General features: G+C 59.5%; 18 protein-coding genes. 17 read left to right on the top strand and 1 reads right to left on the bottom strand.

What is annotated here, in order from left to right:
• Positions 1–61 precede the first annotated feature (61 nt).
• The 17 genes from Q0D41_RS02885 to Q0D41_RS02805 all read left to right on the top strand — a co-directional run bounded on the left by Q0D41_RS02885 (position 62) and on the right by Q0D41_RS02805 (position 21,413).
• Positions 62–862, top strand: a complete 801-nt coding sequence (locus Q0D41_RS02885) for an HAD family phosphatase (RefSeq protein WP_294374919.1) — start codon at positions 62–64, stop codon at positions 860–862.
• A gap of 303 nt (positions 863–1,165) precedes the next feature.
• The gene (locus Q0D41_RS02880; RefSeq protein ID WP_294374916.1) at positions 1,166–2,824 is read left to right on the top strand and encodes a hypothetical protein; all 1,659 of its coding nucleotides are present in this window, start codon (positions 1,166–1,168) and stop codon (positions 2,822–2,824) included.
• A 2-nt stretch (positions 2,825–2,826) separates the two neighbouring features.
• Positions 2,827–3,234 (top strand): Rrf2 family transcriptional regulator, encoded by a 408-nt coding sequence (locus Q0D41_RS02875; protein WP_114615446.1) that lies wholly within the window; start codon positions 2,827–2,829, stop codon positions 3,232–3,234.
• Positions 3,231–4,115, top strand: a complete 885-nt coding sequence (locus tag Q0D41_RS02870) for an adenine glycosylase (protein ID WP_294374912.1) — start codon at positions 3,231–3,233, stop codon at positions 4,113–4,115. The genes Q0D41_RS02875 and Q0D41_RS02870 overlap by 4 nt, the downstream gene beginning before the upstream one ends.
• Before the next feature lie 431 nt (positions 4,116–4,546).
• Positions 4,547–5,779: a hydrogenase small subunit gene (locus tag Q0D41_RS02865; RefSeq protein ID WP_294374910.1), complete on the top strand. Its 1,233-nt coding sequence runs from the start codon at positions 4,547–4,549 to the stop codon at positions 5,777–5,779.
• On the top strand, positions 5,780–7,438 hold the full coding sequence (locus Q0D41_RS02860; protein WP_294374907.1) for a nickel-dependent hydrogenase large subunit: 1,659 nt from the start codon (positions 5,780–5,782) through the stop codon (positions 7,436–7,438).
• A gap of 1 nt (position 7,439) precedes the next feature.
• On the top strand, positions 7,440–8,126 hold the full coding sequence (locus Q0D41_RS02855) for a cytochrome b/b6 domain-containing protein (RefSeq protein WP_294374904.1): 687 nt from the start codon (positions 7,440–7,442) through the stop codon (positions 8,124–8,126).
• Positions 8,127–8,245: 119 nt separating this feature from the next.
• Positions 8,246–9,304 carry a nucleoid-associated protein gene (locus Q0D41_RS02850; protein WP_294374903.1) on the top strand — a complete coding sequence of 353 codons (1,059 nt, stop codon included), beginning with the start codon at positions 8,246–8,248 and terminating at the stop codon, positions 9,302–9,304.
• Between the two features lie 293 nt (positions 9,305–9,597).
• Entirely contained in the window at positions 9,598–11,814 is a 2,217-nt protein-coding gene (locus Q0D41_RS02845) for an ATP-dependent helicase (protein ID WP_294374901.1), read from the top strand.
• A gap of 452 nt (positions 11,815–12,266) precedes the next feature.
• Positions 12,267–13,946: an energy-dependent translational throttle protein EttA gene (gene ettA / locus Q0D41_RS02840; RefSeq protein WP_114615469.1), complete on the top strand. Its 1,680-nt coding sequence runs from the start codon at positions 12,267–12,269 to the stop codon at positions 13,944–13,946.
• A gap of 112 nt (positions 13,947–14,058) precedes the next feature.
• The gene (locus Q0D41_RS02835) at positions 14,059–14,358 is read left to right on the top strand and encodes a hypothetical protein (RefSeq protein WP_294374896.1); all 300 of its coding nucleotides are present in this window, start codon (positions 14,059–14,061) and stop codon (positions 14,356–14,358) included.
• A gap of 230 nt (positions 14,359–14,588) precedes the next feature.
• Complete coding sequence (locus Q0D41_RS02830) at positions 14,589–15,563, top strand: PhoH family protein (protein WP_114615427.1); 975 nt, start codon at positions 14,589–14,591, stop codon at positions 15,561–15,563.
• 414 nt (positions 15,564–15,977) lie between these two features.
• On the top strand, positions 15,978–16,883 hold the full coding sequence (gene era / locus Q0D41_RS02825; protein ID WP_114615426.1) for a GTPase Era: 906 nt from the start codon (positions 15,978–15,980) through the stop codon (positions 16,881–16,883).
• A 3-nt stretch (positions 16,884–16,886) separates the two neighbouring features.
• Positions 16,887–18,665, top strand: a complete 1,779-nt coding sequence (locus Q0D41_RS02820; RefSeq protein WP_294374888.1) for a zinc-ribbon domain-containing protein — start codon at positions 16,887–16,889, stop codon at positions 18,663–18,665.
• 290 nt (positions 18,666–18,955) lie between these two features.
• Positions 18,956–19,720 (top strand): methionine ABC transporter ATP-binding protein, encoded by a 765-nt coding sequence (locus tag Q0D41_RS02815; protein WP_294374886.1) that lies wholly within the window; start codon positions 18,956–18,958, stop codon positions 19,718–19,720.
• Positions 19,720–20,397 carry a methionine ABC transporter permease gene (locus Q0D41_RS02810; RefSeq protein WP_294374884.1) on the top strand — a complete coding sequence of 226 codons (678 nt, stop codon included), beginning with the start codon at positions 19,720–19,722 and terminating at the stop codon, positions 20,395–20,397. The genes Q0D41_RS02815 and Q0D41_RS02810 overlap by 1 nt, the downstream gene beginning before the upstream one ends.
• Positions 20,398–20,555: 158 nt before the next feature.
• Positions 20,556–21,413: a MetQ/NlpA family ABC transporter substrate-binding protein gene (locus Q0D41_RS02805; protein WP_294374881.1), complete on the top strand. Its 858-nt coding sequence runs from the start codon at positions 20,556–20,558 to the stop codon at positions 21,411–21,413.
• 87 nt (positions 21,414–21,500) lie between these two features.
• On the opposite strand, the gene Q0D41_RS02800 is transcribed toward Q0D41_RS02805, so the two are convergent.
• A complete protein-coding gene (locus Q0D41_RS02800) occupies positions 21,501–23,408 on the bottom strand; it encodes an LTA synthase family protein (protein WP_294374879.1) in 1,908 nt (635 codons plus the stop codon).
• Positions 23,409–23,578: the final 170 nt, after the last annotated feature.

Below are 23,578 nucleotides of genomic sequence, written 5' to 3'. Positions count from 1 at the left end.
AAAGGGTGCGCTCCGTGCCAGTCGGGCGATTGCCCGGCACTCATGAGGGGCGAATTTCTGTATGGAAAAGAAGCTGCGCGAGGCACAGACGAGCATTGCAGGGGAATCGTGCACGGTTGACGATGAAGTCGTGGCGGCGGCAGCAGCGGCGGCTCGACGCGCGAAGGCGACGGGCAAGCACGCCATTGCCGCGTTCGATTTCGACGGAACGTCCATCCAGGGCAATTCGCCTGTATTGCTCGTGCGCTATTTGCGCGGCGACGATTTGCTGCGCAAGCGCGTTTTAGCGAAGGTGGGCGCATGGGGCGCCGCCTACAAACTGCATCTTCCGCAAAGCGAGGCATGGGTGCGCGGCCAGGTGTTCACCGCGTTCGAGGGCGGCCCCAAAGAGCAGGTTGATGAATACCTGCGCGATTTCTATGACAAAGTTATCGCTGGTCAGAAGCGTTTTCGCCCCAAGGCGCGCGCGGCTATGAATGCGCTGCGCGATGCGGGCATTGAGGTCGTCATCGTGTCGGCCACGTTTGGGCCCATCGTGCGCCGAGCCCAGGAATTCGAGCCGTTCGACGTGAGCCTGTGCACCGAAATGGAAGTCGACGCCAACGGCAATTACACGCGCCAGGTCGACGGCGAGTGCGTCGAGGGCGAAGCGAAGGTGCGCGCTATCACGAAATGGGCCAACGAGAAATACGGCGCAGGCAACTGGGAGCTTTCGTGCGCTTTCGGCGACCACCATTCCGACATTCCCATGCTGAACCGCGCTGCCGATGCGTTTGCCATCACGCCCGATTCCACGCTTTCGCGCACCGCCAAAGAAAACGACTGGCACGCGCTCGATTGGAATTGCAAGGCCGAGAAATAACGCGAGGCGATGCGGCGTCGCGGCTCGCGATTGCGACGGGGTGCCTTGCGTTTGCACGCCCCGTTCGTTATGGCGCCGAGCGCCACGTGCGAGCCATTGTGCGTTAAGCGTCCGTAGGGGCGCGCCTTCGATCGGGCCGTTTCGGCGGGTGCATCTGCAAGCGAGGCGCTCGTTGCCTCTTCCATATTTGTGGAACTGTTTCTTTCTAAGTAACGTTTCGTGAAATTTTTGCACATCGCTAGGTGCTTGGTTACACTTATCTTTGTAGTATTGTCGCTTAATTCATTGAAGGGGGTGGGCGAAGTGCTCAACCAGAACAACGACGAGGCGAATATCGCCAACAATCAAGAGCCCGATCAAGCCCATCGGCCTCAGGGCGATTGCGCCGAATGCAGCTCGTCTGCGCAGGGCAACGCCTCTTTCGAACATGACGAATATTCCAATCATGGCGCCGCCATCGTGCATGGCGAGGCCTTGGCGGCCGATTTCATTGCGCGCAACGATTACCTCGAGCGCGCTCAGGCGGCGGCGGAAGCGGGCGACCGCGAGCTCGCCATGCATCTGTTCCTTACGGCTTATGAGGAAGCATGCAAGCGTTCGCCAGTCGCGAGCGATTCCGCCATCGCAGCGCTGCGCCGGGCGTGGGGCATTGCGTGCGATATGAAGGAGCGCTCGCTCGCCGAGTACATTTTCGACAAGCTTGAGCCGCACCTGTCCACCGACGAGGCGCCCGAATACGCCAAGCGCCTGCAGAATTTGGCGCTCGACAAGCTTTCCGAGTTCGGCATCTCGCGTGCCGATTTGGAAGGCGTGGCTGACATGATTTCCGAGGAAATCGGCCAAAACGCGCATATCACGGGCATCTCGCCCATTATGTCGATGCATATTCCGGGCGATGCCGACGCCGATTCCGCCGACGATTCCGATGAGCCGCGCCCGACGACCGCTTCGGCCGACGTGCACAAGGCCGCGCCTTCAAAGGCCGTGCCCATGCTGCGCTATTCCGATTTGGTGGGCTTCGACAGCATTATCGAAGACGCTCGCTCGCTCGGGTTGGGCGTTGAAGACGACGAGGAATACCGCGCGCTCGTGGACACGCTGCGCGAGCAGCACGGCCTCGACGGCCTTTCCGCCGCGGGTTCGGTCGTGTTCCGCACGTCGTCGCGCGAAGATGCGAACACATTCATGCAGGCCGTGGTGGGCGAGCTTGGCCTTCCCGCCATGCGCATTCAAATGCAGCAGGGCCCCATGGGCGTGCCCATGCTGTGTGTCACCGTGTCGGCGAAAAACCAGCCGCGCATGCTTGGCCGCGTCGCGCTTGAAGCGCCGAGCGTGCTCGTGCTCGAAGACATCGACATGTGGGGCGCGCCGCTCATCGACGCCGCCAGTTCTACCGAGGGCGAAGGCGCTATGTTCGCGAGCATGTCGCGCGCCGCGCGCGAAGCCGTGGCGCTTGTGACCGCGGCCGTCGAGAACCCGAACATTTACGTGCTTGCCTCCGTGGGCGGCGAAGCCCCCGACCAGGGGTATTTGTACGACCTCATGGAGCCCATGAGCGTGGTCGACATCTATTTGCCCGACGAGCTTGAGCGCCGCCAAATTTGGGAAACCATCGCGTCTGAGCATCCGTCGGTGCAATCGCTCGACATGGCGATGCTCACGAAGATGTCGCGCAACCTTTCGCGCACCGATATCGTGACCGCCGCCCGCGAAGCTGTGGAAGACGCGTACCGCGCAGGCCTGAAGGCGCGCTGCTACAAGCCCATCACGCAGGAGCTCATGTTCGAGCACATCTCGAACTTCCAGCCGCTCGATTCCACCGAGTATCGCGCGCTCGAAGACGCCGTGATCGCCGATTTCCGCAAGCAGATTGCCGATATCGAACGCGATTTCGAAGAAGAAGCCGAAGCCGAAAGCCAGCGCTACGATGCGCTTGGCGACGATGACGAAAGTGTTGAATAGCCGTGGAACTTACTCGCCGAACCGATTACGCCTGCCGCATCATTCGCGCGGCGTATGCGAATAAAGACGCGTATGTGTCGGTGTCCGATGTGGCCGACGCTGAAAGCATTCCTTACGCGTTCGCCCGCTCCATTCAGCACGATTTGGTGCATGCGGGGCTTTTGAAAACCGTGCGCGGCGCGAAGGGCGGCCTTACGCTCGCGTGCGATCCCGCGACAACCACGGTGCTCGATGTGCTCACCGCGCTTCAGGGGCCCATGAACATGTCGCCGTGCTCGGCCGACCCGGAATACTGCGAGCGCTGCGGCGGTTGCGAGTATCATGGCATTTGGAAGCATGCCGACAGGCTTATGCAGGACTATTTCGAATCCATCACGCTCGAAAAGCTGTTTTCGGGAGAGGTTCGATGACCATTGAAGGGGCGCTTGAAGCGCCCCTTTTTTCGAGCGAGCCCAGCGATGCGGACATCGCGGAATTCCAGGCATGGGTGCGCGAGGCGGGGCAGGCACTGTACCGCGATCTTCCCTGGCGCAATACGCGCGACGCGTATGCTATTTGGATTTCTGAAGCCATGTTGCAGCAAACGCAGGTGGCGCGCGTGCTTTCCCGATGGGAGCGGTTCTTGCGCCATTTCCCCACGGTTGATGCGCTTGCGTCGGCGAGCTCGGCCGATGTGGTCGAGGAATGGCAGGGCTTGGGCTACAACCGCCGCGCGCTCGCGTTGAAGCGCGCCGCCGATATATGTTCCGCCGAATACGCCGGGCGCATGCCCGAAGGCGTAAATGGGCTCGTGAAGCTTCCCGGCATCGGCGACGCCACCGCGGCGGGCATCACCGCGTTTTCGCGCGATGTTCCCTGCCTTTATCTCGAGACGAACGTGCGCGCGGTGTTCATCCACTGCTTCTTCCGCGATGCCGAACGCGTGACCGACAAGGAGCTGCGCCCGCTCGTAGAGCGCGCGTGCCCCGCCGAAGATGTGCGCGGTTGGTATTACGCGCTGCTCGATGTGGGCGCCCGCTTGAAGAAAGACCACAAAAACCCGGCCCGCAAGGCCGCGGCCTATACGCGCCAAAGCAAATTTGAAGGCTCGCGCCGCCAAAAGCGCGCATGGCTCGTGCGCGAAGTCATGGCCGCGCCGGGGCTTTCTTCGGCTGAATTGCTGCGTCGATTGAATGCCGAGGAGCGCAAATCGGGCCGCGATGGGGTAGAGGGTGACGAATTCGAATCCATCATGGCCGATCTTGCGCGCGAAGGTTTCTTCCATCGCGAAGGCGACGGGTGGCTCGCGTAGCGTTTTCGGGCTTATGCATTACGGTGAATAGGACAGATTCGCGCGGCCGTCGTACTCAATTCGTAACTACCCCGCTTTAGGGGATATCCTGTTAGTCACTTTTTGAGCCTGTCTCATTTCCGCAAACCACAAATAGTGGAAAGTGTCCAAAGAATTGGAAACATGTCCTCACTATAAAATGGTTATTCCCAGTTCAGGGATGCCGTATAAAGGAACACGACGGACAGAAACGCCCCATTTGGGCGAAAAAAAGATATCCAAAGTCAACATTCATGTTACGATTCGACAACGGCGTAACATAGTTGTGCCATTTCCTCCAATGTCTTCACAACAGGCGGCCGTTGGCGGGTTTCGTTACTTTGCGGGCAACATTTGCGCCATAATGCATAGCCGTCAGTGATTCCACCATGCATCTAATAGGAGGTGTACGAATGGACAAACAGTCCACTGCCTCAGAGTTTCAGGGAATGCTCGAAGCGCGCGGTGTTTCGCGTCGTAGCTTCATGAAACTGTGTGGCACGCTCGCGGTTATGGCTGGCTTGGGTGAAGTCGCCGCTCCGCGCGTGGCCCAGGCTCTGGAAGAGTCGGTCATCGGCGCAAGCCAGGGCGACCTGTACCCGGTCATCTGGATCGAGGGTGCTTCTTGCACGGGTTGCACCGAGGCGTTCGCTCAGATCGACGCTCCCGACGCTGCTGCCGTCGTGCTCGAGCTCATTTCGCTCAACTACAGCGAGACCCTGTCCGCTGCTGCGGGCCATTCGATGGAGAAAGCCAAGGAGCAGACCATCGAAGCCGGCAACTACATTTTGGTGTATGAAGGCGCCGTGCTCAATGGCTGGGACGGCAATGCGCTTCGCGTTGCTGGCAAAACCGGCAATGAGCACCTGATCGAGGCTGCCGAAAAGGCGACCGCGGTTGTCGCGCTCGGCTCTTGCGCCGTCAATGGCGGCTGGATGGCTGCCGCCCCCAACGCGTCTAACGCGACGGGCGTGCAGGCGTTCCTCAAGGAGCAGGGCATCAACGTGCCCATCATCAACATCCCGGGCTGCCCGCCGAACCCCGAGTGGCTCTGCGCGGTGCTCATCCAGTACCTGCTGCTGGGCGAGCTGCCCGAGCTCAACGCCGAGAACAAGCCCACGCAGATCTTCGGCCAGACCATTCACGACAATTGCCAGCGTCGTGGCCACTTCGAGAACGGCGAATTCGTTTACCAGTTCGGTTCTCCCGAAGAGGCTAAGGGTTACTGCCTGTACCCGCTGGGCTGCCGTGGCCCGCAAACCAAGGCCAACTGCGGCGTTGTTCGCTACAACCACCGTCGTTCCTGGTGCGTTGAAGCCGGCGCTCCCTGCATCGGCTGCTGCGAAGCCAACCCGAACAACCCGGGCCAGAACTGGGTCGAGGTCAACACTCCGTTCTTCAAGCGTCATCGCGACCTGAACATCGGCGACTTCAAGTTCCAGCCTGGCACCATTGCCGCTGCCGTTCTCGGCATCGAAGCTGTTGCTCTGGTCATCCATGGCTTCGGCATGAAGGCCGCCGGCCGCGTGCCGAACGGCGCCGAGTTCGAGAAGAAGCGCGCTTGGGACGCTAAGCATCCCGAGAAGTCCATCGGCGTGTATGACGACGCCCCGAAATCTGACGCCAAGAAAGGAGGCGACGAGTAAATGACGCGTTCCGTTATCGACCCCATTACCCGTATCGAGGGTCACCTTCGCGCTGAGATGGAGGTTACCGACGGCGTCGTTACCGACGCTTGGATTTCCGGCGGCTGCTTCCGTGGCATGGAGCTCGTCGTGCGTGACCGCACCCCCGAAGATGCCGCCTACATCGTGCAGCGCATCTGCGGCGTGTGCCCCGTTTCGCACATGCATTCCGCTTCTATCGCAGCTGAGCAGGCTCTGGGTATCACCATCCCCAACAACGCCCGCATCATCCGCAACCTCGTCGAGGGCGCGCAGTTCTTGCACAGCCACATCCTTTGGCTGTACAACCTGGCTGGTCTCGACTACGTGAACCCACTGAACGCGCTTTCCGCCGACGCGGCTGACGCGTATGACCTGGCGACCGAGCTGGGCACCCCGTCTGCCGATTTCGTTGGCCTGCAGGATCGCCTGAAGAAGTTCGCCGACAATGGCCAGCTCTCCATCTTCAGCGGCAACTGGTTCGACACCGGCGAGTACAACATGACTCCCGAGGCCGACCTCATCCTCACCGCGCACTACCTGGAAGCTCTGCAGATGCAGTCGAAGGCTTCCGAGATTGCAGCACTGCTCGGCGGCAAGATGCCCCACATTATGACCATCGTTCCTGGCGGCACGGCATTCGTTCCCACCGCCGAGAAGCTCGACGACCTGAAGGGCCTTGTCGACGAGGTTTATCAGTGGGTTGCCGATACCATGATTCCCGACACGCTGGCCATCGCGAAGTACTATCCCGAGGCCACCACGTTCGGCAAGGGCATTGGCCGTTATGCCGCTTGGGGCGTGTTCGAGAGCCCGTTCGACGAAGGTACTTCCTACGCCGACCGCATGCGCAATCGCTACCTGCCTGCTGGCGTTCTCGACGAGAACTTCAACATCTCCGACCCCGACGAGTCGAAGATCACCGAGTATGTTGGCCACTCCTGGTACGAGGGCGACGCCGATTTGCCGCCGTTCGAACAGGACACCAAGCCCGCATTCACCGAGTACGACGTCAACGACCGCTACACTTGGGACAAGTGCCCGCTGTACGACGGCAAGTCTCTCGAGACCGGCTCGTTCGCTCGCGTGCTCGTCGCTTACAAGCGCGGCGTTCCGTTCGTCAAGCAGCATGTCGACGAGATGCTCGTTGCTCTGGGCGCTCAGGCTGGCGATCTTTCTGTTCTGCAGAACACGCTCGGCCGTACTGCTGCCCGCCAGGTTGAGACCCTCTACATCGCCACGCTGATGAAGGAATGGGTCAACGAGCTGTGCGAGGCCATCAAGAGCGGCGACTCCGAGTACTTCCGTGCTCCCGAGAAGTCCGATGGTGAAGGCACCGCGTTCTGGGAGGCCCCTCGTGGCGCTCTCTACCACTCCGAGAAGGTCAAGGGCGGCAAGATCACCGATTATCAGATTATCATTCCGTCCACGTGGAACCTCTCTCCGCACGATCCGCAGGGCAACTACGGCCCGTTGGAGCAGGCGCTCATCGGCGTCCCTGTCGCCGACGTGGAGAAGCCGATCAATGCGCTGCGTACCGTTCACAGCTTCGACCCCTGCACCGCTTGCGCCGTGCACATCGTCGAGCCGAAGACCGGCAAGAAGTTTGAGACCGTAACCAGCCCGTGGGGGGTGAAGTAAGATGGCACATCTCGCACACTACCGTGAGGCCCATCCGGCTCCGTTCCGCTTCACTCACTGGGTGAACCTCGTTTCCATGGTGATTCTTATCATCACCGGTTTCGCGATTCACTTCCCGTACTGGCCTGAGTTCATGGGTATCGCCCGTGGCCTGCACATCGCCTTTGGCTTCGTGCTCTTTATCAACTGCTTGCTGCGCGTCGTGCTGGCATTCATCGTGAAGAGCGCCCCGACCGCTGGCACCCGCGAAGTGGTTCCCGACTACAAAACGTGGCTGCCCCAGGCTGACAACCTTCACCAGGGCCCGCAGTGGATCAAATACTACTTGTTCCTCAAGAAGGACCACCCGCTGTCCGCTAAGCTCGGCGTTCCGCAGAAGATCAGCTACCTGTGCATCCCCGTGTTGATCATCTTCATGTTCTTCACTGGCCTGTGCCTGTGGCCGCCCTGCGCGAACATGCCGATTTTCGAGGCTGCTATCAATGGTCTTGGTGGCGCCATGAGCGTGCGCATCATCCATTACTTCATGATGTTCGTGTTCATCGCCTTTACGCTGCTCCATGCGTACCTGGCCAATATCGAGGGTCTTGCTCCCTCCATGCTCATGTTCTTCGGCAAAGAGCATGGTGGCTTGACCTACGACATCGAGAAGCACAACATTTCCGGCAAGGACGACCTGGCTCACTAAGCCATGGCGGTTCGCCTGAAGGCCTGTTTCTTTGAAGAGCTCGCGAGAAATCGCGGGCTCTTTTCTTTTGTGCGATACCATAGATTGCTGTGTTTATTGACGTTTGAAAGCGAGTGCGTATGCTGCGTGTGAACCATGCGATTCTTCATGTGTGCGATTTCGAATCGTGCGTGAACGTGTTTTCCGAAGAGGAACTCGATCTTTCCGATCGCAAGGTGAAGTCGTATGTGGGAAAGACGTGCCGAAAGGCGCTTTCGAGCGTGGAAAATCGTCGTGGCGAATTCGAGCCCGATTCGTCGTTTCAGGGCGAGGTGCGCGACTACTTCGCCAATCAAGTCGATTTCGTGAGCCTGTCGCGCCAGTGTGCCCAGTTCATCGCCGAAGAGTTGGGTCATATGGAATCGCCTGAAAGCTGCGATGTGCTCGTGGTCGATTTCGAAGACGATGCGCCCAAGGTTTCGTCCGATACGCCTGAGGAAGACCAGGAAGCCGCATACGAGGCGCGGGGCAAGCGCTATTTCGTCGTGGCGCTGCTGAATAGTCGTCCCGCATTCATGCATGAAGTGGGCGGGGGAGAGCTTGGCACGCGCGTCGACATCGCGCGCCATCACGCCATTTTGCCGAACCCTTCGCAGAAACTTTCGAGCTACGCGCTTGTGGAGAGCAAAACGCTCGAGGTGTTGTTCTGCGACAAGGAGCGCGAGATTTCGGGCGAGAAACGACTGCTTTTGCCCGAGGGCTTGCTGCAATGCTCGAGCGAGGCTTCGAGCAAGGAAGTCGTTGATACGGTGACGCGTATCGTTGAGGAGGTCGCGCAGGAATTCGGCGCGAACACGGCCGTGGCCGCTTCGAAGGCGAAGGCCTACGTGAACGAAAATGCCGACGATTCCGCGTATCTTGCGCCGTGGGACATGGCTGAAGAAGTGTTCGACGACGAGCCCATGCAGAAGCGTTTTGAGGAAGCGGTCGCAGCCGAAAACTTGCCCGACAAAGTGCCCATGGAGAAGAAGGCGGCGCAGCGCTTGGCTCGCAACCACAAGATTCGTACCGATACGGGCATCGAAATCACCTTCCCAACGGAGTATTCTCACAATCCCGATTTCATCGAATTCGTGAGCATGCCGAACGGCATGATCTCTATTGAACTGAAGAATATCGGGAACATTGAGAACAGGTAATACGTTGGCCTGAGGGCCAAAGTATTGACTTGACGTTACGCGGGGATCTGGCGGTGCGCTTCGCGTTCAAGCTACGGGTTGCACATCGAAAGTGCTTTGACATGACAGCCAAGGCATCGATTTGATGTGGTGTGCCTGGCGAGACGTGCGTTTCCGATAGATTCCGCACGAGCAGAAGGCGCCAGTGGCGCCTTCGTCGCGAGCAGGACTTGACCGAAGCGGAAGCGCATGTCTCGTCAGGCACATTAACTTTTATATAGGAACACCTGTTCGCTTTTGCTATACTGTTTCGCATGAAAAACGAGCAAACATATTTCACGGGTATACAGAAGACTACAGGGCTTGCGACGCCTGAAGAGCCTCAGCTGAACGCTGCGCAGCTCGAAGCCGTTACCACGACCGAGGGCTTCGTTCGGGTGATTGCTGGCGCGGGCACGGGCAAAACGCGTGCGCTCACGCATCGGTTTGCATACTTGGTCAACGACCTGGGCATTCTGCCGGGCAATATTCTGTGCGTCACGTTCAGCAACAAGGCAGCAAACGAAATGCGGCAGCGCATTCGCCGCGTGACGGGCGATAACGACACGGGTTATATTTGCACGTTCCATAGCTTCTGCGTTTCGGTGTTGCAGGAAGATTCGCATGCCGTGGGGTACCCTCAAAACTTTCTGGTGCTCGACAATGCCGATATCGACGCAATGCTGCAGGTGATTTACGAGGAACGCAAAATCACCCTGCGCGAGAAAACCTTCGGCAAAGCGCGCGACATGATCGAGATGCTGAAAACGGTGCAGCGCCCCGACTATTACGTCGACCTTATCTCGCTTCCGCTGGCGGAACTCAAGCAAAAATACCTTGATGCGCGTTCGGTGGACGACATTATTTTCTACGGTTATTTGTATCAGCAGAAGAAATGCTTTGGTCTCGATTACAACGACCTCATCATCATTACGCTTCACATTTTTGACCATTTCCCCGACATCGCCTTGAAGTGGCAGCAGCGTCTTGAATACATCATGATCGACGAATTCCAAGATATCGACGCGCTGCAAATCGCGCTCATGGAAAAGCTCGTTGGATACCATCGCAATCTGTTCGTCGTGGGCGATCCTGATCAAACGATTTATACGTGGCGCGGCGCCGACGTTCGCTATCTGCTCGATTTCGCCGATGCGCATGAAGGGTGCAAAACGATTCTCATGACCGAGAACTATCGCAGCACGCCTGAAGTGCTCGGTGTGGCGAACTCGCTCATCGAGAAAAACAAGCAGCGCATTCCCAAACGGCTCGAGGCGCAGCGCGACGTTCATGGTCCCACGGTATGGCACCATGCGAAATCGCCCGAGGAAGAAGCGGCGTGGATTGTGGAAGGCGCCCAGAAGCTGCATGAGGCTGGGGTAGCGTATCGCGACATGGCGGTGCTGTATCGCGCGCACTATGCATCGCGTGCGGTGGAAGAAGCGTTAATGCAGGCCAAAGTTCCCTATACACTGTATTCTGGGGTTCCGTTCTTTGGCCGGCGCGAAGTGAAAGACGCGCTGAGCTACCTGCGTTTCGTGGCGTATCAAGACGATTTGTCGTTCGCGCGTGTGGCGAATGTGCCGAAACGGAACATGGGTCAGCGACGCATGGCGTTTCTGCGCGAGTGGGCCGATGCGCACGAGTGCACGCTGTATGAGGCACTCGAACAAACCATCGACGATGAAATCTTCAAGCGCACCAAGGCCAAACAGCTTCTGGCGCTCGTCGAGCGATTCTGCGGACAGTTCGAGGGGCGCGCGGTGAGTGACGTGATGGCGGCTGTGCTTAACGAGAGCGGCTACGATCGCATGCTGCGCACCGAGGGAAGCCAAGAGCGGCTCGACAATGTGGCCGAACTCAAGCAGAGCATTTATGAGTTCGAAACCACATGTGGCGAGGAAGTGACGCTCGAGCATTATTTGTCGCATGTGGCGCTGCTTACCAACGCCGATGCGATGGATGGCGCAGCCGACAAGGTGAAGCTCATGACGATTCATGCGGCGAAGGGCTTGGAGTTCAAGCATGTGTTTTTGTGCTCGATGAGCGAAGGCGTGCTGCCATCGAAGAAAACGCGCACGCGCGAGCAAATGGAAGAAGAGCGCAGGCTCGCGTTCGTTGCCATGACGCGCGCCGAAGATGGTCTTTACCTTACCGAGGCCGAAGGCTTCACGCATAAGGGCACGCCGCGCTATCCGTCTCGGTTCCTGCTCGACATCGACCCCGCGTGTTTGGTGTTCTCGCATAAACCCGACCAAACTGCGCTCGAGGCTGCGCGCGCCGCGTATGCCGCCAACGACCAGTGGATTGCCGGCATGAGCGCCGACGTGCAGTTCCGCAAGGGCGACCGTGTGACGCATGCCGTGTTCGGCTCTGGCGTGGTAGAGGAAATCGACATGCAAAAGCGTGCTTACATCGTGCGCTTCGACGAGCTCAATACCACTCGCGCCATCAGCTTCCGCGTGAAATTGGAATGTACTCAGTGCTCGTAGCATTTAGCACATTTGTTTGACGGATGCGGCGCGGTTGTGCTCGGCTGTTTTGCTGCGGCACTGCTGAGTGTGGCCGATATTGATTCCGCTTCAGGCGACGAGTTGCTGAAGCGGCTGAACGCCTTGGGGTCAATCGCGGGGAACACGAGGCCCGCGAGAAAAACCGGGGCTGCGGTGGAAATCCTGGTCCTCTTTTGGTCCAGGATTTCCACCGCAGCCCCATCTGTTAAACGCTCCGAGCATTTAACAGGCCCAACTCCAAAGAACCTCGCGGGCGATTCCGCCCGGGCACTCCGTCCGCTCGTGGGGAACTGATGGGCGCGCGGTGGCGTTTGCGAGCGACCTGGTAGAATGGCTGAATTGAATTCGGTACAACAGCTCGCCTGGCGCCGCTGCGTTGCGCGCGGAGCCAATCAATCATGAGCGCATCAATCAACGAACAGGAGTCCCGCATGGCGGAATTCATTTACACCATGTACAAGGCGCGCAAAGCGCACGGCGACAAGGTGATTCTCGACGACGTTACGCTGTCGTTCTATCCCGGCGCGAAAATCGGCGTGGTGGGCCCGAACGGCATGGGCAAGTCCACGCTGCTGAAGATCATGGCCGGCCTCGAAGAGGTTTCCAACGGCGAGGCGCGCCTGTCCCCGGGCTATTCCGTGGGCATTCTGCAGCAGGAGCCGCCGCTTGACGAGGACAAAACCGTTCTCGAAAACGTGCAAATGGCATTTGGCGACGTGCTCGCGAAAATCGACCGCTTCAACGCGATTTCTGCCGAAATGGCCGATCCCGACGCCGACTTCGACGCGCTTATGGAAGAAATGGGCAAGCTGCAAGAAGCCATCGACGCCGCTAACGGCTGGGACCTCGACAGCCAGCTGTCCCAGGCCATGGACGCGCTTCAGTGCCCCGACCCCGACATGCCGGTGAACGTGCTTTCCGGTGGCGAACGTCGCCGCGTGGCGCTGTGCCGCCTGCTGCTCGAGGCCCCCGATTTGCTGCTGCTCGACGAGCCCACCAACCACCTCGACGCCGAGTCGGTTCTGTGGCTCGAGCAGTTCCTGCATCGCTACCAGGGCGCCGTGCTCGCCGTGACGCACGACCGCTACTTCCTCGACAACGTCGCCGAGTGGATTTGCGAGGTCGACCGCGGCAGCCTGTACCCCTACAAGGGCAACTACTCCACGTATCTCGAAACCAAGGCCGCCCGTATGGCCGCCCAGGGCCAGCGCGACGCGAAGCTCGCCAAGCGCATGCAGAACGAGCTCGAATGGGTGCGTTCGTCCCCGAAGGCTCGCCAGGCGAAGAACAAGGCCCGTCTGGAAAACTACGATCGCATGGTGGCCGAGGCCTCGCAAAGCAAGAAGGTCGACTTCACCGACATCCACATTCCCGTGGGTCCGCGCCTGGGCGCCGAGGTGCTTAACGTCGAGCATCTGCATAAGGAATTCGATGGCCGCGTGCTCATCGACGACCTGTCGTTCAGCCTGCCGCGCAACGGCATCGTGGGCGTGATCGGCCCCAACGGCGTGGGCAAATCGACGCTGTTCAAGATGATCGTCGGCAAAGAGCAGCCCACCTCGGGCGAGCTGAAGCTCGGCGAAACCGTGCAAATCTCGTACGTCGACCAGAACCGCGAGGGCATCGACGGCAATAAAACGCTGTGGGAAGTCGTGTCCGACGGCCTCGACTACATGCAGGTGGGCGAAACCGAGGTTCCGAGCCGCGCGTATGTGTCGGCATTCGGCTTCAAGGGTTCTGACCAGCAAAAACCCGCTGGCGTGCTTTCTGGCGGCGAGCGCAATCGCCTGAACTTGGCGCTCACGCTCAAGCAGGGCGGCAACCTGCTGCTGCTCGACGAGCCCACCAACGACCTCGATGTCGAAACGCTCGAGAGCCTCGAAGAGGCGCTCATGGAGTTCCCGGGCTGCGCGGTTGTCACGAGCCACGACCGTATGTTCCTCGACCGCATTGCCACGCATATTCTGGCGTGGGAAGGCACCGACGAGAATCCCGGCAACTGGTTCTGGTTCGAGGGCAACTTCGACAGCTACCAGAAGAACCGCGTCGAGCGCCTGGGCGAAGAGGCCGCCAAGCCGCATCGCATCCATCGCAAGCTCACTCGCGACTAAGCTATCAATTCCGAAGCGCCGCTCTTATGGGCGGCGCTTTTTGTGCGATTCGCTCTTCACCGAGGTTTTAATGAATGAAAGCAATCAACGACGACGGAAAGGCACATGCTCCATGTCTACAACCATTAAGGGCATCGTATCGGCGATGCGCGCATGGCACGACGGCTCGTGGGACGATATCTGCGATTGCTGCGGCATGTGCTGTTACGAGCGCGAGGTCGACGAATACGGCGGTGTCGCCGTCGATCTTTCGTCGCCGTGCGAGTTTCTCGACGAGTCTACGCGTCGCTGCAGCGTCTACGAGAATCGCTTCAACGAATGCGAGCGGTGCTGCCGCCTTACCCCGCGCATCGCGCTTTTCGGCGACCATTTGCCGCCGAGCTGCGCCTATGTGCGCGCGTTTCGCCGATAGGCGAGTGGCACCTTCGACGTCACTCCCGGAATCGCTTGAGTAACCGGGAAACTCCACGTGCGGAATGCGCGCGTCGTGCAAACTTGGGCTTCGTCGAAAACGCACGCTGTGCCGTCGCGTACCGCGTCGCTACGAACCAGCCATCCTGTTTTGAAGCGCCCTTTACAAGCGTCTCGGCGCGCTTTGATACAATGAAGTCGTTCTGCAGATGCACGTCAAAAGGGGCTTCCATGAGCAACGATCCCATCTCGACCGACGAAACGCAAATCACGCTTACGCTGCCTGAACGGGTGGGCATGGAACAAATCGTGGGCCCTTCCGATTGCGTGCTGCGCGAGGTGAAGCGGGCGTTTTCCGCGCGCATCACGGTTCGAGGCGACACCATTGCGCTTTCGGGCGATGCCGCGGAAGTGCAAAGCCTCACGGCTCTGTTCAGTGATTTCATTAAAATGGCCGCCGCGGGAAGCGACCCGACAATCGACGACGCGCGCCGTGCCGTCGAACTTTTGCGACAGGGCGAATTCGCGCCGAGCATTTTGCGCGAAGATATTCTGCTCACGTATCGTGGCCGCGCGATTCGTCCAAAAACCGCAGGTCAGAAACGTTACGTTGATGCGATTCGCGAGAATACGGTAACGTTTGGCATTGGCCCTGCAGGCACGGGCAAAACCTATTTGGCCATGGCTATGGCGGTGGCTGCGCTCAAGCGCAAGGAAGTCAACCGCATCATCCTCACGCGACCTGTGGTCGAGGCAGGCGAGAACCTGGGCTTTCTGCCGGGCACGCTCACCGAGAAGGTCGACCCCTACATTCGCCCGCTCTACGACGCGCTATTCGATATGACCGACATGGAACGCGCCCGCGAACTCATCGAAGGCGGTGTTATTGAAATCGCGCCGCTCGCATTCATGCGCGGCCGCACGTTCAACGATAGCTTCATCATTCTCGACGAAGCTCAAAACACCACGCCCGAACAAATGAAGATGTTCCTCACGCGTTTGGGCTTCAACTCGAAAATGGTTATCACGGGCGATGTGACCCAGGTCGACCTGCCGCACGGCTATTCGGGCCTGAAGGGCGTGCGCCGCATTCTTGAAGGTGTGGAAGACATCGCCTTCCGCGACCTTACCGGGCGCGACGTGGTGCGACACAACCTCGTCGCGCGAATCGTAGAAGCCTACGAAAGGGCTGCCGAAACTCGCTAGCCCATCTCGTTCCGGTTTTCGGCGAGTGTAATCTATGCAACAAGTCATGGCTTATACGGAAAGTTGCTCTGGTTTTATCGACCGAAAGCCGACGGCGCAGAATTCGTGCATTGGGTATGCCTGGAGCAACTTTTCCGCACGAGCCGAAAGCCACGTAATGTGGCTTTCGTTCTGATCAGGACTTGTTGCGGAATCTGCGCACAACGAATTCTTTTGTTTCGGTTTACGAGAATCCCTCCGGTGGGTAGTTTTTCCGAAGGTGTCCGCACGAGCCAAAAGCGCCAGTGGCGCTTTTGTGCGAGCTCAGGTATCTGCTTCGGAAAGGCTACCCACCGGAGGGATTCCCCAGTACAATATGCATAACCATAAAGCCGCGAACTGAGTCGTTCGTCGATGAGAGAAAGAGAGTCGTTCATGACCGAAGAATTCCGCAGTGGATTCGTCACTTTGGTAGGCCGGCCGAACGCCGGCAAATCTACCCTTATCAACGCCGTGGTGGGCCACAAGGTCGCCATTACCTCGAACACCGCGCAAACCACCCGCCACCGTTTCCGCGCGATTGTCACCCGCGAGGACATGCAAATGATCATGGTCGACACGCCAGGCATGCACAAGCCCCACGACGCGCTGGGCGAAGAGCTCAACACTTCCGCCATCAAGGCCATGGAAGACGTCGACGTGGTGGCATTCCTTGTCGATGCGAGCAAGCCGGTTGGAACGGGCGACGAGTGGGTTGCCCGTCAGGTGCGCGAAGTGCGCGGCGCTCGCAAGATTCTCGTGATTACCAAGGCCGACCTCGTGAGCAAAGAAACCGCCATCCAACAGCTCGAGGCGGCTCGCGCCTTGGGCACGTGGGACGATGAAGTGGTGCTTTCGTCCAAGAACGGTTTCAACGTCGAAGGCTTCGTGCAGGCCGTCGCGAAATGGCTGCCCGAGGGCCCGAAATGGTTCCCCGAAGATATGGATACCGACCAGCCCTTCGAGGTGCTCGTCGCCGAGTTCATCCGCGAGAAAATCCTGCGCAGCTATCGCGACGAGGTTCCTCACTCCATCGGCGTCGTTGCCGACCAAATGACCTACGACCGCAAGAAAGACATGTATCGCATTTTCGCGAACGTCTACGTCGAGCGCGACAGCCAGAAGGGCATCATCATCGGCAAGGGCGGCGAGGCCATTAAGAAGGTCGGCATCGAAGCCCGCCGCGACCTTGAGCAAATGCTCGGTTGCAAAGTGTTCCTCGATATGCAGGTCAAGGTGAAGAAGAACTGGCGCCGCGACCTGAACCAGATTCGTCGTTTCGGCTACGGGGAAGGCATGTAGGCCATGGCGAAGTACTGTTCGTGGTGCGGCGAGCCGCTCGAGCCGGGCGCGCGCTATTGCGCTGAATGCGGCGCGCGCGTGCTCGAGAGCGTGAGGGTCACCGGCAAAGGCGACAGCGATCCCATGCGCGGGCTCGACATCGTGGGCGGCAATCCCATTCCCGCCAGCAAAACCACCAAGCTCGACTTGGGCACCCTCGAGGCGCTCAAGCTTCGCGATAGCTTGCCGGGCGATGACGAGCCCACGCATGCTAAGCCCAGCCTGGCGAGCGCTGCTGCGGCGCATTTCGGTGGAGCGAAGACGACCTCCCTTGAGATTCCCGAGGTCGTTGAGGCCCCTGAAATTATCGCTGTGCCCGAGGTGGGAGACGCCTGCGGGCTTGCGGCCGATCGCGGCGCTTCGGGCGCTTTCAAAGTCGTAAGCGTCCATGGCGCCGAAGCGCATTCCGCGGTGGCTGAACAAGCGGGCTCTGCCGACGCTGCGGATGCGTCCGAGGCAGATGAAGAAGTTGAAACCGAGGCTTCTTCCGAAGCGCTTGAAAACGATGCCGCCGATGCGATTGACGCCTCTGAATCCGAAGAGGCCTGCGGATCTGAAGAAGCTCTCGTTGCTGAGGCGATTGGGGCTGCGGAAGGTGACGAGCCTTCGGACGCGGGCGATGCCGAAGCGGCTGGCGGCGAGGCGGGCGTGGAAACGCCCAAGGGCGACGCCGCGACCGAAGACGCTGAGCCTGCTGAATCGGACGATGCGTCTGGCGGGCAGCCTGCGCGCGGTACCGATTCCGAGTGCGACGATGCCGAAGGCGACACCGAGGCCGATGGGGCAAAGCTTGCCGAAGCCGAAGCGAAAGCCGACGCCGATGTATCCAAATCTGCCCCTTCCGGCGAGGAGCCTTCCGACGCTGCGCCCAAGCCGGCTGCGGTATTCGATTTCGACGATGAGCACGAAGCGGTGCCTGTGATTCCTCGTGAGGCTCAGGCGGCTGCTGCCAAGCCTGGCCCCATCAGCTTTGATGGAACCGATACGCTCGTGCTGCCGAGCGATGCACAGCCTAAGCATTTCGGCCTCGACAGGCCCGATTTGCAGGAGCGCAAACGCAAGCGCATCTTCATCGCCCTGTGTTGCGTGATCGCGGTTCTCGTAATCGCGGCATGCGTGTTGGCCTATGTTCGCTTCGGCGGGCAAGCGGGCCAGGATGCTTCTCAGCAACAGCCCCAAACGCAGCAGCAGGCGCCGGCGGCTTCTTCCGAGGAAAGCGAGAAGCCCGAAGCCAAGGCAGATGACGAAGCGGCCAAGGCCTCGACCGAGGCCGAGGCGCTTGCACGCGAGCAGTCGACTCCGACCGAGGAGCAAATCTTCCAAACGCTGTCGAGCGAGTATTCGGCGCTCGATGGCTACAGCAATCGAATCGTGAGCTGCGTGGACGACTTCAATAGCTGGTATATTGCGCGCGACATGAACAAGCGTCAGGCATCGCAGGCGACGGCCGAAAAGGTGAAGAGCGATCTTGAAGCAGCCAAAGCCGAAATCGAGAGCTTGAAGGTTTCCAGCAGCTCGCCGTACGCGACCGATGCCGCCAACCTGATCGAGCTCTACGATTGCCAGATCGGCCGCATTACGTCGTTGACTGACGCGTGGGCGGTAAGCGTGCAGTACGAAGTTCCCTCGGAACACCAAGACGAGATTCTCGCGGCTCTGTCGGCGAACTACGTGGGCGGCAACAACCCCTACCTTGAGCGCTACGATGAGCTGTATCCGTCTTCGAAGCCGGTCTTGAAATAGCGTTCTCAACTGCAGTTATATAGGATATCTACAAAACAGATAGCGAATCATCGATAATTCCAAGAATCGCCCGTCGAAAAAGCGGGCGATTCTTATTGACGCCCTCAATCCATCAGGTAGTATACGCAGCTATGAATACGATTTCCGCACATATCATGGCCATGAACGCATGCGAGATGCCCAAGCCTGGGTGCCCGCGTTCGTGTGCTGACACTCAGGCGTAACGCCCGCGGCTTAGCCGCGCATATCTTGCGGAACTGCTCCATTTTCTATCTCTTTTTTGAGGCATCATGATTGTTTTAGACCACCTTTCGAAAACCTATGTCGGCTCGGCCGGCGCGCACGAAGCGTTGTGCGATATCAACTTGCATGTTGAGGCGGGCGACGTGTTCGGCATTATCGGCCAGTCGGGCGCGGGCAAGTCGACGCTCGTTCGCTGCATCAACCTGCTCGAGCGCCCCACGGCGGGCCGCGTGCTCATCGACGGCGCCGATGTGACCGACTATTCCGGCAAACAGCTCATCGATTTGCGCCAGTCCATTGGCATGATTTTCCAGAATTTCAGCCTGTTCGCCCAGCGCACGGTGCTGCGCAATGTCACGTTCCCGCTCGAGCTGCATGGCACGCCGAAGAAGCAGGCTGAAGCTCGCGCGCTCGAATTGCTCGAACTCGTGGGGCTTTCCGGCAAGGCGAACAATTATCCCAGCCAGCTTTCGGGCGGCCAGCAGCAGCGCGTCGCCATTGCGCGCGCCCTTGCCTCGAACCCGAAGATCATGCTGTGCGACGAGGCGACGAGTGCGCTCGACACGCTTACGACGCACTCGATCTTGGGCCTTCTGCGCGACATCAATAAAGAACTTGGCGTCACCATGGTCGTTATCACGCACTCCCTTTCGGTTGCCGAGCAAATTTGCAACAAGGTGGCCGTCATCGAAGCCGGCAGCATTGCCGAGCAGGGCAAAACCGCCGACGTGTTCGGCAATCCGCAGAGCGCCGCAACGCGCCTGCTCATCGAAGCCGACCAGGGCTTCGCGTGCGCGAAAGGGGGCAACTAATGGAAGCGATCAACGCATTCGTCGCCCAGTACGGCGCCCTTATGGCCCAGGGTACGTGGGACGCCATCGTCATGACCGTGCTCTCGACGCTGTTCGCGTACGTCATCGGCATTCCCGTGGGCGTTCTGCTCGTTTTGACCGAGCCGGGCGGCCTGCACCCGCACCGCGTTTTCAACAGCGTGCTTGGCTGGGTGGTGAACATCATGCGTTCCATCCCGTTCATCATCCTTATCGTGTTCATGATTCCGTTCACGCGCGCCATCGTAGGCACCTCGCTTGGCGTGGGCGCGGCTATCGTGCCGCTTACCGTGTCGGCTGCGCCCTTCGTTGCGCGCATGGTTGAGCAAAGCCTCGCCGAAATCGACGGCGGCCTTGTCGAAGCCGCGCAAAGCTTCGGCGCGAGCACCTGGCAAATCATCAGCAAGGTGCTTCTGCCCGAGAGCATGCCGTCTTTGGTGCGCGGCCTGTCCATCACGTTCATCACGCTGTTCGGCTTCGTGGCCATGGCCGGCACGGTGGGCGCGGGCGGTATCGGCGACATCGCCATTCGCTACGGCTACCAGCGCTACCAAGACGACGTCATGGTCGTGGCCATCGTGCTGTGCGTGATCATTGTGCAAATCGCGCAGAGCATTTGCTCGGCCATCGCCCGCAAGATCGACCACCGCGTTCGTTAATCATTTTTTCGCATAGTTTTCCCAGGTCACATGCTGGCCTTGGGTTCGTGCACCCACATTGCGTTCATTTCCGTTAAGGAATTTGAATAGGGAAGGGAAGCGCCCAGGCGCTTCGAAGGTGCGGGCCGTTTGGCTCGCAAGAAGGAAAGGGTTTCGTTATGAACCTGAAAAACGTTGTGCGCATCGCTGCATGCGCCGCCGCCACGGGCGTGCTCGCCGTGGCACTCGCCGGCTGCGGGTCTTCTTCCTCGCAGCACCAAATCGCCGTTCCGTCCGACGCCACCAACGAGGCTCGCGCGCTTCTGCTGTTGCAGGACGAGGGCTTGCTCACGCTCAATGACGGCGCGGGCCTTACGGCTACCATCAACGACATCAAGGAAAACCCCTACAACATCCAGTTCGTTGAAACGGAAGCCGCGAGCGTTCCCCGCACGCTTTCCGATGTTGACGCTGCGGTGATCAACGGCAACTACGCCCTGGGCGCAAACCTCGACCCGTCGACCGCGTTCGCTGCTGAGGGCGCCGACTCCCAGGCCGCTAAGGAATACGGCAACGTCGTGGCCGTTCGCTCTGGCGACGAGAAGTCTGCCAAGACCGAAGCTTTGCTCGCTGCGCTGCAGAGCCAGAAGGTTTCCGACTTCATCACGAGCACCTATTCTGGTACCGTCGTGCCTGTGTTCACCGTCGTTGACGACATTCCGCAGGCCACTGGCGACGACACTACCATCAAGGTTGGAGCTTCGCCCACGCCTCACGCCGAGATTCTGAACGCCGCGAAAGACCTGCTTGCTGCCAAGGGTTGGACGCTCGAGGTCGTTGAGTTCACCGACTACGTGCAGCCCAACGTCGCCCTGTCTGACGGCAGCCTCGACGCGAACTACTTCCAGCATCAGCCCTACCTCGACAACTACAACGAGGAAAACGGCACCGATCTGGTTGGCGTCGCCAAGATCCACTTTGAGGCCATGGCCCTCTACGGTGGCAAGGCCGCAAGCCTCGACGACCTGAAGAAATAATCTCAGTCGATTCGCTTTGTCGCACGCAAGCCGCTCTTCGGAGCGGCTTGTTTTGTATTAGGCCCCTTGTTCGTGTCGCTGCTCGTGCTATTGCTTGTTGTCGAAGAGGTTTTGGTGCTGCACGATTGCCAAATCGGAAACCGCCTCGGCGGAAGAACTGTCGGCATCGTCGTTCCAATGCCAAGCGCCTTCCGCGTCCATATAGCCGTTCAGGTTAATCGCCAGCAGCGATTGCTTCGTGGCGTAAAGGAACGCGAAGTACTCGTTGAGCGGCAAGCCAGCCGTTTTCAGGGTGGTGGCCGCCAGATAGTTCAAGCTCGTGTCGCCGTCGTGTCGCACGTGGCGCGAAAGCTGCTCGCTGTTCGTCCACAGCATGTAGGGGGTGACGTAGCGCTGCTGCGCGTCGTCGACGGTAGGCTCTTCGTCGGAATCGCCCGTAGGCGCGAGCTGCTCGACGAATCCCGGCTGGTGATCGCCGAACAGCACGACCACAATAGGCTCTTCGCGTTGCGCAAGCTTCGCCAAAAATGCCGCCAAATCGGCGTCGGCGCGCGCGATGGCCGTCACGTATTCATTGACCTCGGCCGATTCCTCGCCGTCCATGTCGACATGCATCATGTCTTCTTCCGCAATCGTTCCCGTGTCATAGCCGCCGTGGTTGGCGATGGTCACGTCGAAGATGAACTGCGGCCCTTCGCCTTCATCCATGATTTGAAGGATTTTGTCGTAGGTCGCTCCGTCCGACACCATGTCGCGGAAATATTCGGCGCCATCGAAGTTCGTGATGTCGTAGAACTCGTCGAACCCGAGCTGCTCGTAGACGCGATCGCGGCGCCAGTTCTGCGCATCGGCGGGGTGGATGGCGCTCGTGGCATAGCCGATCGATTTCAAATACGATGCCAAGTTGTCAACGCCTTCGAGGTTATAGAGCATATAGGGGTACACGCCCGGTCCCAAAAGGCCCATGCTCGATCCCGTGAGGAACTCGAACTCGCTGTTGCACGTGCCGCCGCCCATCGCCGACACATAGACATCGCCCGTGGCAATGGTTCCCGCGTACGTCGAGAAGGGAATGGGGCCGTCGTAGCTTTCCGCCAGCTGCGGATACGTCGAAATGTCGGAATACGTTTCGTTCATGATGGCGATGATGGTGGGGCGCACGTCGGGGTCGGTGGCTTCGGCGGCGCTTACCACGCGAGGGTTGTCGATGAGCTCGTCGACGGTTTCCGCCATGGCCTTTTGGCTGCGAAGTTCGGCGGCGCGCGTTTCGGAATAGCCTTCGGGCTCGTGCGGCGAGATCTTTTGGGCACGCTGCGCGAAGCACAGCAGCGATCCTTGCGCCTGGTAAGAATCGAGGCTGCTCCACACGTCGACGTTGACGTTCAAGTCGTTTTCGATGTTGACCGTCGAGAAGCCGACGCAGCACGCGGCAAGGGTTGCGGCGCCAAGGGCGGTGTTCGCGATGGCGGCTTTCCGCGTGTGCTTGGTAGGCGGCACAACCGCAATTGCCGCGAACGCGGCGAGCATCACGGCGATGCAGAATGCGAGCGTGTTGTCGATGGCGTATTCATAGCCGCCGCCCACCGACGCCGCGGTGTGAATGGCGAGCACGTCGGAAGGCAGAACGGGCTGGCCTTTGAACTGAGCGACGAAATGATTGGCCACGCCGCTTACGAAGCATGCCACAAGAAACGCGACCATGGCGCCTTTCGTGCGCTGGCCTAGGAAGTACACCACGGCGAACATGAGCTCCAAAACCACGAGGCCCAAAACCATCCATTGAGTTCTCATCTGGTCCAATATGGTGTTGTAGGGTGCCTCCATGAGCCAAAAGCCCATAGGCACGCATGCGATGGTCACAATGGGGCGCGCGCGGTCGAGCACGCTGCCGAACCGATCGCGCAGCTGCACGCGAAACGCCAGGGCGCATGCGAGCAAGGCTGCACATATGAGGAATACGCATGCAATGGGCAAGGATATATGCAAGGCGAGCATAGATGGCTCCGTTTCTTCAAAGCGGGGCGCGGCTCGAAGGAAGCGACGAGTGCGCATGCCTTCGCTTGGGCATTGGGCGCGTTTCTGCGCGTTGTGGGTGCTTCTCGATTTCGAGAGGCCGCACGGGCTATACTTTATGAAGTACAACCCCATGCCGCCAATGTGCGCGG

It is taken from the genome of uncultured Slackia sp. (assembly GCF_934630525.1).
Taxonomy (GTDB): domain Bacteria; phylum Actinomycetota; class Coriobacteriia; order Coriobacteriales; family Eggerthellaceae; genus Slackia.
The sequence above is the reverse complement of the archived record's forward strand: the minus strand, read 5'-3'. Positions and strand labels throughout refer to the sequence as shown.

What these genes read in the sequence shown, in the direction of transcription:
- Q0D41_RS02885 (WP_294374919.1), top strand. Translation starts at nt 62, where the DNA reads ATGGAAAAGAAGCTGCGCGAGGCACAGACGAGCATTGCAGGGGAATCG.
- Q0D41_RS02870 (WP_294374912.1), top strand. Translation starts at nt 3,231, where the DNA reads ATGACCATTGAAGGGGCGCTTGAAGCGCCCCTTTTTTCGAGCGAGCCC.
- Q0D41_RS02865 (WP_294374910.1), top strand. Translation starts at nt 4,547, where the DNA reads ATGGACAAACAGTCCACTGCCTCAGAGTTTCAGGGAATGCTCGAAGCG.
- Q0D41_RS02860 (WP_294374907.1), top strand. Translation starts at nt 5,780, where the DNA reads ATGACGCGTTCCGTTATCGACCCCATTACCCGTATCGAGGGTCACCTT.
- Q0D41_RS02855 (WP_294374904.1), top strand. Translation starts at nt 7,440, where the DNA reads ATGGCACATCTCGCACACTACCGTGAGGCCCATCCGGCTCCGTTCCGC.
- Q0D41_RS02850 (WP_294374903.1), top strand. Translation starts at nt 8,246, where the DNA reads ATGCTGCGTGTGAACCATGCGATTCTTCATGTGTGCGATTTCGAATCG.
- Q0D41_RS02845 (WP_294374901.1), top strand. Translation starts at nt 9,598, where the DNA reads ATGAAAAACGAGCAAACATATTTCACGGGTATACAGAAGACTACAGGG.
- ettA (WP_114615469.1), top strand. Translation starts at nt 12,267, where the DNA reads ATGGCGGAATTCATTTACACCATGTACAAGGCGCGCAAAGCGCACGGC.
- Q0D41_RS02835 (WP_294374896.1), top strand. Translation starts at nt 14,059, where the DNA reads ATGTCTACAACCATTAAGGGCATCGTATCGGCGATGCGCGCATGGCAC.
- Q0D41_RS02830 (WP_114615427.1), top strand. Translation starts at nt 14,589, where the DNA reads ATGAGCAACGATCCCATCTCGACCGACGAAACGCAAATCACGCTTACG.
- era (WP_114615426.1), top strand. Translation starts at nt 15,978, where the DNA reads ATGACCGAAGAATTCCGCAGTGGATTCGTCACTTTGGTAGGCCGGCCG.
- Q0D41_RS02820 (WP_294374888.1), top strand. Translation starts at nt 16,887, where the DNA reads ATGGCGAAGTACTGTTCGTGGTGCGGCGAGCCGCTCGAGCCGGGCGCG.
- Q0D41_RS02815 (WP_294374886.1), top strand. Translation starts at nt 18,956, where the DNA reads ATGATTGTTTTAGACCACCTTTCGAAAACCTATGTCGGCTCGGCCGGC.
- Q0D41_RS02810 (WP_294374884.1), top strand. Translation starts at nt 19,720, where the DNA reads ATGGAAGCGATCAACGCATTCGTCGCCCAGTACGGCGCCCTTATGGCC.
- Q0D41_RS02805 (WP_294374881.1), top strand. Translation starts at nt 20,556, where the DNA reads ATGAACCTGAAAAACGTTGTGCGCATCGCTGCATGCGCCGCCGCCACG.
- Q0D41_RS02800 (WP_294374879.1), bottom strand. Translation starts at nt 23,408, where the DNA reads ATGCTCGCCTTGCATATATCCTTGCCCATTGCATGCGTATTCCTCATA.